The 12,397-nt window shown below is 60.5% G+C and carries 8 protein-coding genes; 5 read left to right on the forward strand and 3 right to left on the reverse strand.

Going from position 1 to position 12,397, the window contains the following annotated elements; genetic code table 11:
- Positions 1 to 16 precede the first annotated feature (16 nt).
- The 3 genes from GIW02_RS16785 to GIW02_RS16795 are packed head-to-tail and all read left to right on the forward strand — an operon-like array spanning position 17 to position 2,608.
- Positions 17 to 712 (forward strand): ABC transporter permease, encoded by a 696-nt coding sequence (locus tag GIW02_RS16785; protein ID WP_236416338.1) that lies wholly within the window; start codon positions 17 to 19, stop codon positions 710 to 712.
- Positions 713 to 750: 38 nt separating this feature from the next.
- The gene (locus GIW02_RS16790; protein ID WP_236416371.1) at positions 751 to 1,440 is read left to right on the forward strand and encodes an ABC transporter permease; all 690 of its coding nucleotides are present in this window, start codon (positions 751 to 753) and stop codon (positions 1,438 to 1,440) included.
- The gene (locus GIW02_RS16795) at positions 1,421 to 2,608 is read left to right on the forward strand and encodes a methyltransferase (RefSeq protein WP_236416336.1); all 1,188 of its coding nucleotides are present in this window, start codon (positions 1,421 to 1,423) and stop codon (positions 2,606 to 2,608) included. Before GIW02_RS16790 ends, GIW02_RS16795 begins: the two co-directional genes overlap by 20 nt.
- A gap of 227 nt (positions 2,609 to 2,835) precedes the next feature.
- Here the strand turns inward: GIW02_RS16795 and bcsQ are convergent, their stop codons facing one another.
- A complete protein-coding gene (bcsQ, locus tag GIW02_RS16800; protein WP_236416333.1) occupies positions 2,836 to 3,810 on the reverse strand; it encodes a cellulose biosynthesis protein BcsQ in 975 nt (324 codons plus the stop codon).
- A 268-nt stretch (positions 3,811 to 4,078) separates the two neighbouring features.
- Here bcsQ and lapG point away from each other — a divergent pair, with 268 nt between their 5' ends.
- Positions 4,079 to 4,795 (forward strand): cysteine protease LapG, encoded by a 717-nt coding sequence (lapG, locus tag GIW02_RS16805; protein ID WP_236416368.1) that lies wholly within the window; start codon positions 4,079 to 4,081, stop codon positions 4,793 to 4,795.
- Positions 4,796 to 4,806: 11 nt separating this feature from the next.
- Entirely contained in the window at positions 4,807 to 6,753 is a 1,947-nt protein-coding gene (gene lapD, locus GIW02_RS16810) for a cyclic di-GMP receptor LapD (RefSeq protein ID WP_236416331.1), read from the forward strand.
- Positions 6,754 to 6,809: 56 nt separating this feature from the next.
- Here the strand turns inward: lapD and GIW02_RS16815 are convergent, their stop codons facing one another.
- Positions 6,810 to 7,148, reverse strand: a complete 339-nt coding sequence (locus GIW02_RS16815; protein ID WP_236416328.1) for a tryptophan synthase subunit beta — start codon at positions 7,146 to 7,148, stop codon at positions 6,810 to 6,812.
- A gap of 120 nt (positions 7,149 to 7,268) precedes the next feature.
- On the reverse strand, positions 7,269 to 12,389 hold the full coding sequence (locus GIW02_RS27360) for a beta strand repeat-containing protein (RefSeq protein WP_456361652.1): 5,121 nt from the start codon (positions 12,387 to 12,389) through the stop codon (positions 7,269 to 7,271).
- Positions 12,390 to 12,397 lie beyond the last annotated feature (8 nt).

Consider the following 12,397-nt stretch of genomic DNA (forward strand, 5'->3'; position numbering starts at 1 on the left):
GCGATATGAAAACACCATGAATTTTGATCTCTACGGATTCGGCCCGGCGCTTGCCGCCGGTGCGCTGATGACCGTCAAACTGGCGCTCACGGCCCTGTGCCTGGGGCTGGTGCTCGGCCTTGCCGGCGCCTTGGCCAAGACCTCACCGTACAAGCCATTGCAATGGCTTGGCGGTGCTTACTCGACCATCGTTCGCGGTATTCCCGAGCTGCTGTGGGTCCTGTTGATTTATTTCGGCACGGTCAACCTGATGCGTGCCCTTGGCGAACTCTTTAGTATCCCCGACCTTTCTCTCAGCGCTTTTGCCGCCGGGGTCATCGCCCTTGGCCTGTGCTTTGGCGCCTATGCCACCGAAGTGTTCCGTGGCGCGATCCTCGCCATTCCCAAGGGCCATCGAGAAGCCGGTGTGGCGTTGGGCCTGTCGAAGTTTCGCATCTTCACCCGCCTGATCATGCCGCAGATGTGGCGTATCGCCCTGCCGGGACTGGGTAACCTGTTCATGATCTTGATGAAGGATACGGCGCTGGTGTCGGTCATCGGCCTGGAAGAGATCATGCGCCACGCGCAGATCGGCGTAACGGTCACCAAGCAGCCGTTCACCTTCTTTATGGTCGCGGCCTTCATGTACCTGGGCCTCACCGTGCTGGCGATGACCGGCATGCACTTCCTGGAAAAACGCGCCGCCCGCGGCTTTGCAAGGAGCACCCAATGAGCGGTGACTACAGCTGGCTGTCGCATTTCGACCTGGGCCTGAACTGGGCCGTGATCATCAAATGGCTGCCCAAACTCGCCCAGGGCGCGACCCTGACCCTGGAGTTGGTAGCCATCGCGGTGATCGCCGGCCTGCTGCTGGCGATTCCGCTGGGCATCGCCCGTTCCTCGCGTCGCTGGTACGTCAGCGCCCTGCCCTACGCCTATATCTTCTTTTTCCGTGGCACGCCGCTGCTGGTGCAGCTGTTCCTGGTCTACTACGGCCTGGCGCAGTTCGACGCCGTGCGTAACAGCGTCATGTGGCCATACCTGCGCGATCCGTTCTGGTGCGCCAGCGCCACCATGACCTTGCACACTGCAGCCTATATCGCCGAGATCCTGCGCGGCGCGATCCAGGCCATCCCGCCGGGCGAAATCGAAGCGGCGCGCGCCCTGGGCATGTCCAAGCCAAAAACGCTGTTCTACATCATCCTGCCGCGCGCCTCGCGCATCGGCCTGCCGGCCTACAGCAACGAAGTGATCCTGATGCTCAAGGCCAGCGCCCTGGCCAGTACCGTGACTTTGCTGGAACTGACCGGCATGGCGCGAACCATCATCGCGCGCACCTACCTGCCGGTGGAGATCTTCTTCGCCGCCGGCCTGTTCTACCTGTTGATGGCCTACATCCTGGTACGCGGCTTCAAACTGCTGGAACGCTGGCTGCGCGTCGATGCCTGCCAGGGACGTTGAAGCACGCTTTGAGGCGCTGGATGCGTTTCTGATCGAGCACCAAGGGCTGTGGCGACCACGGCCCTTTACCCATCGGCAGTTGCCCTGGGAAACCGACCATCCTGAACTCGCCCATTGGCTGCGCCAACGTACGTTGGCCGAGGCCGAAGCCAGTCACAACACGCCCCATGAACTACACGCACCTGCGCCTTTTCCACAGTTGGCCGAGCAGGCCCTGCGTCTCAGCGCTGTGGATAAGTTACCCACGCACCCGCTGGCACCCGCGCGCCATCGCCTGAACGTCGACGTGCCCGGGCGCAAATGGCAACAGATCGAAGCCTTCGGCGCCGCGCTGCAGTTTGCCCAACCGCCCGCACACTGGCTGGACTGGTGCGCCGGCAAGGGCCACCTCGGCCGTCGCCTGCTGCAAACCGGGCAACAGCTGACCTGCCTGGAATACGACCCGGCGCTGGTCGCTGCGGGCCAAGCCCTTAGCGAGCATCACCAACTGCCCGCCACCCATCGCCTGCAAGACGTGATGGCGGCTGTAACGATCAGCCCCGAGCATACGCCCGTCGCCCTGCATGCCTGCGGCGATCTGCACGTGCGCCTGTTGCACCTGGCCAGCGCCGCCGGCTGCAAACAGCTGGCGCTGGCGCCCTGCTGCTACAACCGGATCAACGCCGACACCTACCAGGCGCTGTCCACGGCGGGTAAAGCTTCACGCTTGCAGTTATCCATCGATGACCTCGGCCTGCCCCTCAGCGAAACCGTCACCGCTGGCAACCGCGTGCGCCTGCAACGCGACACCTCCATGGCCCGGCGCCTGGGCTTCGATCAGCTGCAACGGCAACTGCGCGGCTGCGACCAGTATCTGCCCACGCCGTCCCTGCCTGCCGGTTGGCTGGAAAAGCCCTTCACCGACTACTGCCAGGAGCTGGCCATCCGCAAGGGGTTATCCACAGGTGAACAGGATTGGGCGGCGCTGGAGGCGTTTGGATGGCAGCGGTTGGCCGAGGTCAGAAACCTGGAATTGCTGCGTGGTCTGTTTCGGCGCCCGTTGGAATTATGGCTGGTGCTGGATCGGGCATTGTTTCTTGCCGAGAACGGCTACAGGGTCGCGGTGGGCAGCTTCTGTGAACCTGCATTGACGCCGCGCAACTTGATGGTGCTTGCCGAGCGCGATTAAAGGGCAAAATTGTCGCACCACAGCCTGTGGATAACTCTGTTGATGGATTTTTAACAAGACCTGTAGAAATCTGCCTTACAGCACGAAAGCCGACCTGATCATTTTTTGTTCAAAAAATAAAACACAGGCAAAACAGCCAGTTGCGCCGTAATGAGAACGCCTTCATAAAAGGGCTAACCGTCAGCAGTAGCAACCAACCAATTGTGCATAAGCGTTGCGCGTCAAGCTTATAACGCAGCCGCCAGAGGGCTGGTTTTAACGCTGATAAGCCATTGGCACAACCCATTGATGTCGTCGCTGGCCAGGCTCTGGCCCACGTTATCCAACGGGTCCGAGCCAAAAGCCAAGGCTTCGCTGATGGACGGGTCGCGGTGTACGACCTCCAACAGGTTTTCGCCCAGACGCAGCTTGAATGCATCGAGCATTTCCAGGCTGAACGCCGAATGCTCATCCAACTGGTTGATCACAAAGTGGCAACGCGGCGCACAGTTGCGCTCAAGGTAAGGCGCCAGCAAAGCCTCCATTTGATCCAGGGTGCCCAGGCACGCGGCATCCGGCTGGACCACGACCAACACCAGGTCAGCCACATTCAACGCCTGATGCAGGTACACGTTATTCCCGGCGGGGGTATCGACGATCACGGTGTCGCGTTCATTCAAGCCAAAAGAACACAGCTGCTGCGCCAACCATTTGGGCTCACGCGTGAGCCAGCGCCGCAGGTTTTCCTGCTGCTGCATATCGGTATCGCCAAAGGGCATCATCCGGCAGCCGGCGAACCCCGTCTGCAATACCGTTTCCCACTGCCCATTGAGCAGGCTGGTGGGGCCGATACCCGGCAGGTCATGATTTACACCAAAGTGCTGGCGCAGTGCATTTTGAGGGTCGAGGTCCAACGCCACCACCGACTCGCCCAAACGCTGCAACCCGCTGCTCAAGGCCGTAACCAGGGTGCTGCGGCCAACGCCACCATTGACGGACACCAGCGCGACCACATTCGGTCGCGGCGCGTTTGCGTCAAACGGTTGAGGTTGTTCGTTGGCGCAAGGGCCGTTGGCATCGAAGCGCGACCCGTCCTTCATGTTCACGCGGGTGCCATCATCGAAGGGAACAGTGCCGAAAAAGTGCAGCCGCGCGTTGCGCCCTTGAGGGTCACGGGCAACGCTCTTGCCGAACAGGGCAAACAGATCATCAGTACGGCTCATGGCCGGAGCTCCTTCACGGCGCGGTTAAAGACGTGGGAGGTCGGCAAGAAGCAGGGGGCTTACCGCAAGTCTTTTTGTGTGCGCTTGGTTGACACATTCTGTGTCAGGGACGGTGCGCTGTCATTATTTTGATGAATTCTCAACAAGTCTTTCAGACGAGTGGAAAATCGCCAATTTAATGACGACACCTTATTGAAATATGCGCCAAAGTGATTTCATGGTGCCATTGTTTTTTACCCGTTATCACCGCACCATTGCCGCACCTTCAATGCTGCAAGCTTGGGTATTCGCAGTGGCGATACGCTTTAAACTCCCTCGAATTCTGCTCGGTTTTGCCATCACTCTGATGATCGGTAGCGGCCTGCCGGGCTATTTGCTTGCCGATTGGGATTTCAGCCAGATCAGCCGACGCGCCGAGTCGCTCTACGGGCCGTTGGGCGCCGGGCGACAACGCATTGATGCCTGGCAGCAATTGCTGTCGACGCAAAAGCAGATCAGCGAGCTGGAACAGCTCAAAGTGGTCAACTTGTTCTTCAACCGGCAATTGCACTACGAGGAAGATATCGACCTGTGGCATGAGGTTGATTACTGGGCCACCCCCATTCAATCCTTGTGGAAGGGCGCAGGCGACTGTGAAGACTATGCCATCGCCAAATACTTCAGCCTGCGCCACCTCGGCATCGCCGCAGACAAGCTGCGGATCACCTACGTAAAGGCCCTGCGCCAGAACCGCGCGCACATGGTACTGACTTACTATGCCAGCCCCGAAGCCATGCCTCTGGTGCTCGACAGCCTGATGGACCCGATTCTGCCGGCCAGCCAGCGTACGGACCTGTTGCCCGTGTACGCATTCAACGGTGAAGGCCTGTGGTTGACCGGCGCGGCAGGCAACAAAAAAGTCGGTGACACCAAGCGCCTGTCACGCTGGCAGGATGTCTTGAAAAAAATGACCGCCGAAGGGTTTCCGGCCAGTTCGGATAATTAACAGGAGCTACGATGTCACTGTTCAAACAATTGCTGATCGCTATCTGTGTGTTTCTCGTGGTCGCCTTCAGCGGTAGCTTCGTGGTCAGCCTGGAAAGCTCGCGTACGCAGTATGTCAACCAGCTGCGCTCGCACGCCCAGGACGCGGCCACCGCGCTGGCGTTGTCGCTGACACCGAACATCGATGACCCGGCGATGACCGAGCTGATGGTCAGCTCGATCTTTGACAGTGGCTACTACGCCAGCATCCGCGTGATCGACCTGAGCAATGACCAGGTGCTGGTGGAACGTGCCGCCGAGCCGGATGCCAGTGGCGTACCGGCCTGGTTCGTGAAGATGATCGGCCTGGCCCCGGCCGGCGGCGACGCCATCGTCAGCCGAGGCTGGCAGCAGGCGGCGCGGGTCGAGGTGGTCAGCCACCCGATGTTTGCCGTGGCCAAGCTGTGGCAGAGCGCCTTGGGCAGCCTGGGCTGGTTGCTGCTGTGCGGCGCGGCGAGCGCGGTACTCGGGGCATTGTTGTTGCGCCGTCAGCTCAAGCCGCTGGATTACATGGTCGAGCAATCCCACGCGATTGCCCGCCGCGAGTTCCTCAGCTTGCCCGACCTGCCGCGCACCCCGGAACTGCGCCGCGTGGTCCAGGCCATGAACCAGATGGTGGAGAAGCTCAAGGCGCTGTTCCACGAGCAGACCGAACGCAGCGAGAAGCTGCGCGTGGAGTCCTACCAGGACAGCCTGACCGGGCTGGCCAACCGTCGCTATTTCGAGATGCAACTAAGCTCGCGCGTCAGCAACCTGGAAGAGGACAGCTCCGGTTACCTGCTGATGCTGCGCCTCAACGACCTGGCCGGCCTCAACCAGCGCCTCGGTGGGCAACGCACCGACCAACTGCTGCAAGCCGTCAGCCAGCAACTGGTGCGCACCTGCGCCAAGTACCCGGAAACCCACAACCTGATCACCCGCAGCCGTGGTGGTGAGTTCGCCGTGCTCGCCCCAGGCCTGGTGCGTGATGAAGCGCTGCAACTGGCCCAGGAACTGGAAACCACCTTGCAGAGCCTGTACGAAACCGGCGCCACCGACATGCCCACCGTGGCCTATATCGGCTTGGCCCCCTACCACCCCGGCGACGCTTCGGCAGACCTGCTGATGCGGGCCGACCAGGCCCTGGTGCAAGCAGAAGCCAGCAGTGGCCAAAGCTGGGTCTGCCTGGAGCACCAAACGCCCGACACCGTCAGCGATGACCCACACAGCTGGCACACCCTGCTCGACAACGCCCTGAGCCAGGGCCGCTTCCGCTTGTTCTTCCAGCCAGTGGTCAGCAGCAGCGACACCCAGCGAGTGCTGCATTACAAAGTGCTGTCGCGCCTGCTCGACAACCAGGACCAGACCATCGCCGCCGGCCACTTCCTGCCATGGCTGGAACGCTTCGGCTGGACCGCACGCCTTGACCAATTGATGCTCGACCTGGTGATCAAACAACTGGCCCAGCACAACCAATGCGTGGCGCTGAACCTCTCCGCCGCCACCTTGAACGACCCGCAGGCCCTGGAACATATCTTCGAGCGCCTGGCCCAGCACCCGGCCCTGGGACCGCGCCTGTTCCTGGAAATCGGCGAGGAGCAAGTACCCGAGCAAACCCAGCTGGAGCTGATGATCCGGCGCATGCGCAACCTGGGCTACAGCCTTGGTCTGCAGCGTTTCGGCGGTCGCTTCAGCATGATCGGCAACCTGGCGCACCTGGGCCTGGCCTACCTCAAGATCGACGGCAGCTACATCCGCGCCATCGATCAGGAAAGCCACAAACGCTTCTTTATTGAAGCGATCCAGCGGGCCGCCCACAGCATTGACTTGCCGCTGATTGCCGAGCGCGTGGAAACCGAGGGAGAGTTGCGGGTGATCCGCGAGATGGGTGTTGAAGGGGTGCAAGGCCAACTGGTCGGTGAACCGGCGCCCTGGAAGTAAAACGCTGAACCCTCGTGCCTCCTTGAGGTTGATGCCGTGAAGGAGGCGCGCAGGGCTCAGATCAAACCGGTTTCATCGTCATTGATCAGTTCGCTCAACCCACCCAACGCCGCTCGGGCCTGGGTACGTTCCAGGAACTTGGCCTGTGCCGCCGGCGGCAAGTCGGTGATGCGAATCACGCCCTTGGCCGTCAGCACGTGGATCAAGTCGTCCAGCACGCGAATCATCTCAAGGTCACTGCTCTTGAGCTGCTTGAGGCTGTTTTCGATCTGGTCATCGGCGAACCATGCCTGGATCTCATGGTGGTCCGCTGGCAGCGTCTCAGTGGCTTCCGCGTAGGCCTGCGCCTCGACGCGAACCAGTGCGTTGTGTTGATCGCGTTGCACGTAGAACATCAGCGTTCTCCCAATAAAAATCCCTGCAGGCGCCGCGCACGGCGCCCACAGAGATTACACGCATTTTCCCCAAGCCGATGCCAATGGGCGCCAATCCCGAAAGATTGACGCCCCAGAGGATCAGTCGTGGTGCTTGACGGTCAGGTCGCCACCGGCGATCAGGTTATTGATCGCGGCGCTGCCGCTGCCCCAGTTGGCGCCATCGACCTTGATCGTGACATCAGCCGTGCCACCACTGGTGGTGAACGAACCGGTGCTGCTCACGCTCAGCGTCGAGTTGCCCGACGAATCGGTGGTCAACTTCAAGTAGCTCGACAGGTTGTTGTCGTTATTGCCTTGCAGCAAATCGGACAGGTCCAGCTTGTCGCCTTCGCTGTGCTTGAAGTCAGTGATCTGATCAAAGCCGCCGTTGGTGTTGGTGTCGCCTTTGAGCCACACGAAGGTATCGGCACCCGCGCCGCCGGTAAGGATGTCGTTACCCTTGCCGCCGACCAGGATGTCGTTGCCCGCGCCGCCATTCAAAGTGTCGTTGCCGCCCTGGCCGAACAGGATGTCGTTGCCGGCATTGCCGATCAGGCTATCGCCGCCATCACTGGTGCCGTAGATATTCGACGCGTTGGCCAGCGCACCGACGTCCTGCACATGCTCAGTGATGTACTGATGCAAGGTGCGGTCATCGATCTGATCGACCGTGGTCGCCAGCTTCTCGGCAGCGAATGCCTTGAGTGCCGCGCTGCCTTCCTGGCCTTTGTAGCTGATCAGGTCGCCGAAAATGATGTCGTTGCCCGAACCGCCGGAAACGGAGTCGGCACCGGTATCGGCAGTGTGGCCGGTAATGGCATCCGCCAACTTGGCGGTGTCGATATTGGCAACCACCTTGTCGCTATCGAACTGCTTGAGCACGGTGCTATCAATGTCGCTGCCCAGACCGATGGCCTGCACCTCAACCCCGCCTTTGACCGCAGTGGTCAGCGCAGCGTAAGCGGCTTTGGCCATTTCCAACGGATAGTCGTAGTAGTAGCTGCTATTGCCGACAGCCCCGGCCACGTCGAAACCACCGCGGCCGTCGGACACGACATAACCTTCAAAGGTTTTGGTGCCGGACGAGTTGTACGAGTAGACCTTGCCGTCAGTGTCAACGATAACCTGGGTCTTGCCGTAGACCGTTGCGGTGATCGCAGTGGACTGGCCCAGGGTGTAGGTTTTGCTGTTGACCTTGCTGTCGAAGTAAACCGTGTCGCCGTTACGGCTGGTCGCGCCCAGAGCGATGTTGCCGTAGGTGTAGTTGTAGACGTTCGGCGCACCATCGGTAATGAAATACGTCAGGTTTTTCGCACTGGCGTTGCTGGTCGCTTCAGAGCTCTTGAACCAGGCCGTCGCGGTGTTGAAGGCGTCCTGGTAGTTGGTCACGTCAGTCGAGTTGGAGCTCATGCTGTTCAACACAGCCTGCAACGCATCCTTGGCAGCCGCCTGGTCAGCCAGGTTGACCGACACTTGCGATTCGACCTTGGTGTCGAAGTCCACCAACAACACCTTCACCACACCCGAACCGGTCAACTTGGCGTTGGCGATCAAGGTATCGAAGATGGTCGACAACTGGGACTTGATCGAGGTCATCGCACTCGGGCCGATACTGCCCGAGGTGTCGACGATAAACGCGATGTTGTAGTTGGTGCCCGGCGTGGTGATGCCACCTTTGTCGCCCACCACGATGTTGTTGGTCGAGGTAGAGCCGAGGTCGATGGTATCCGCCGCAGCGCCGCCTTCCATGACGGAGGTGTATACCTGAGGCTTGACCGTGATGGTGGTCGTTGCCGCCAACGAACTCACGCTGTTGCCACCCTCATTGTCAGTCACCGACACATCAATGGTGCGATCGCCCAGCGTTGGGTACTTGCTGGTGCTGGAGTACTGGAACGACTCAAGCAGCGTCTTGTAGGTCGCCGCATCCGCCACGCCCGACAGGGTCAGCACGATCTTGCCGCTGACGTCAGTCCCGACGCTGGTCAAAGTGATGCCTTTATACGTCCCCCCCACCGCTACCAGACTGGAGCTCAGCACATCGCCCGAGCTGGCGTTTTTGAGGGTGATGGTCGCACTTTGCATCTGGGTGCTGTCCACGTCAGCGATGGCCACGCTGCCGGTAATCGCAACACCGCTGGTGCCACGTTCGGTGTACGAGGTGCTGAAGCCCGTGGCAACCGAACCGTCGGCAGTGCTGAGGTCCAGGGTTGGGGCGTCGTTGACCGCAGTGATCACGATGCTCACCTTGCCGGTCGTCACCGCCGAAGCGCCAGTGCTCAACTCCGTGGCGGTGGCTTTCACGGTGATGTCGAAGCTGGCGGTCGAATCCTTGAGCGGCGTGACCGTCAGGGTTTTCAGGTTCCAGGTGCTGACATCGTAGAGCGTGCCGCTGCCGTTGGAGGTGATGCTTTGCCCAGTGGTGCCGTCGGTAATCACGGTGCCGGCTGGCAAGCCGCTGATTTCCACCTTGTGCGACTCCGAGCCATCGTTGTCGACAAACGTGGTGGTAATCGGGCTGACCTTGATCGCGGTGTCTTCCAGGCCACGGTTGTAGACGTAGCCGGTGTAATAACCTTCGCCGTTGACGACATGGCTATCGCCCAGCACCGCACCCGCGGCTTTCAATGCTTCCACGCTGGTGTAGGTCTGCAGGCCGCTGTTGCCCAGGGACATCGACACGCCGTTGTTGATCGACACATTGACGTCGTAGTTGCCCGCGCCTGCCTGGTTGTAGTGGTAGATGTCGAGGGTGTAGTAGCCCGACTCGGTCGGCGTGTAGCTCGACCCGGTAATCGCGCTGCCCTTGCTCCACGTCTCGGTGGCAACCAGCTTGCCGCCCACGGTAATTGCCAGGCTGTCGTCGGCCGTACCGGTGAAGGTGTAGCTCTTGCCGGCTTCCAGGTAGATCAGGCCGGAGACTTTGGTCGCAGTGCCGTCGACCACATTGCTGTTGCTGACGTTACTGGTTACACCGGTGGAGGCCGCGCTGGCGGCTGTCTTGGCGTCAATCACACGGATCAGGTCGCTGGAATTGACCACACCGTTACCGTTGGTGCCCAGGTCATTACGCAGAGTGCCGCCGGTCCAGGTTTGAATGACCAAACCAGTCGGCACAGCGCCGAACGCGCCAACCGTCACCACAGGAACGTCCGCCACCGGGTGGATATCCACGGTGATGACCTTGGTGTCGCTGTAGGAATTGCCGTCGGTAGCCTGGAATTTCAGCTGGGTGTAATCGCTCTGCATGTTGCCCACACCTGTGCCCGCGAAGGTGTTGTCACCCGATTCGTTGGCCGCCGGGGTGTAACGCACAGTGTGGTTGTCGAAATCAGCCTGGCTGAACGACTTGCCGGCCGAGGTAGCGGTTTTCAGGTCACTCGCGGTAAGCGCGACCCACACGCCGTTGACGCTGTACTCGATGGAACCGGCCGGCAGGCTGGTGAACACCACTTTCGGGTTTGCGGAGTCCTCGTCGCTGACGCCGAAGGTCGCCCAGGTCAATTCGATCGGGGTGTCTTCGTTGCCCTGGATGTAGCCGTTGCTGGCGATTGGCGTGTCATCGACCAACGTCACGGTCGGCTGGCCAGTGCTGTGTGAGTTGGCGCCGTCAGCGTCGGTCACGGTCAGGTCGATCTTAGGCAACTGGTGACCGGAGTTGACGTAATCCGCGCCCTTCTGCGTCAGCACAACGTTAGTGCCGGACAGGCTGTAGTAGCCATCCGCGTTGGTGCCGCTGGTGAAGGTGATCTTCAACTGGGCGACCGGTGTTTCTTCATCGCTCGCTGTGAAGGTACCGGCTACGGTGCCGACTTTGGCGGTGTCCTCAACGATTGTCGCAGGCGTGATCGCGATCACTGGCGCGTCGTTGTGCAGGTTGACGGTTGGCTGCGCTGCGTTGTGCGAGTTCAGGCCTTCTGGATCGGTGACGGTCAGATCGATTTTCGGCAGCTGGTTACCGGCGTTGACGAAATCTGCGCCCTTCTGGGTCAGCACCACGTTGTTGCCGGAGATGCTGTAGTAGCCGCTCGCGTTGGTGGTGCCGGTGAAGGTGATGGTCAGGCCTGCACGTGGTGTTTCTTCGTCGGTCGCGGTGAAAGTACCGGCGACGGTGCCCACTGCAGCCGAGTTCTCTTCGAGGGTGTTAGCCACGACGGAGATCACCGGCACATCGTTGTGCAGATTGACGGTTGGCTGCGCTGCGTTATGCGAGTTCAGGCCTTCTGGATCGGTAACGGTCAGGTCGATTTTCGGCAGCTGGTTGCCGGCGTTGACGAAATCTGCGCCCTTCTGGGTCAGCACCACGTTGTTACCGGAGATGCTGTAGTAGCCGTCTACGTTGGTGGTGCCGGTGAAGGTGATGGTCAGGCCCGCACGTGGTGTTTCTTCGTCGGTCGCGGTGAAGGTACCGGCGACGGTGCCCGCAGTGGCGGAGTTCTCTTCGAGGGTGTTAGCCACGACGGAGATCACTGGCACATCGTTGTGCAGGTTGACGGTCGGCTGCGCTGCGTTATGCGAGTTCAGACCTTCTGGATCGGTGACGGTCAGGTCGATCTTAGGCAGTTGATTGCCAGCGTTGACGAAGTCAGCGCCTTTTTGCGTCAGCACCACGTTGTTACCGGAGATGCTGTAGTAGCCAGCTGCGTTGGTGGTGCCGGTGAAGCTGATTGTCAGACCCGAGCGCGGGGTTTCTTCGTCGGTTGCTGTGAAAGTACCGGCGACGGTGCCCACAGTGGCGGAGTTCTCTTCGAGGGTATTAGCCACGACGGAGATCACCGGCACATCGTTATGCAGATTGACGGTTGGCTGCGCGGCGCTATGCGAGTTCAGGCCTTCTGGATCGGTGACGGTTAGGTCGATTTTCGGCAGCTGGTTGCCAGCGTTAACGAAGTCCGCACCTTTCTGGGTGAGCACCACGCTGTTGCCGGAGATGCTGTAGTAGCCGTCTACGTTGGTGGTGCCGGTGAAGCTGATAGTCAGGCCCGCACGAGGAGTTTCTTCGTCGGTCGCCGTGAAAGTACCCGCGACGGTGCCCGCAGTAGCCGAGTTCTCTTCGAGGGTATTGGCCACGATGGAGATCACCGGCACATCGTTGTGCAGGTTGACGGTTGGCTGCGCTGCGTTATGCGAGTTCAGGCCTTCTGGATCGGTAACGGTCAGGTCGATTTTCGGCAGCTGGTTGCCGGCGTTGACGAAATCTGCGCCCTTCTGGGTCAGCACCACGTTGT

The organism is Pseudomonas syringae, assembly GCF_021606685.1.
GTDB lineage: Bacteria > Pseudomonadota > Gammaproteobacteria > Pseudomonadales > Pseudomonadaceae > Aquipseudomonas > Aquipseudomonas syringae_R.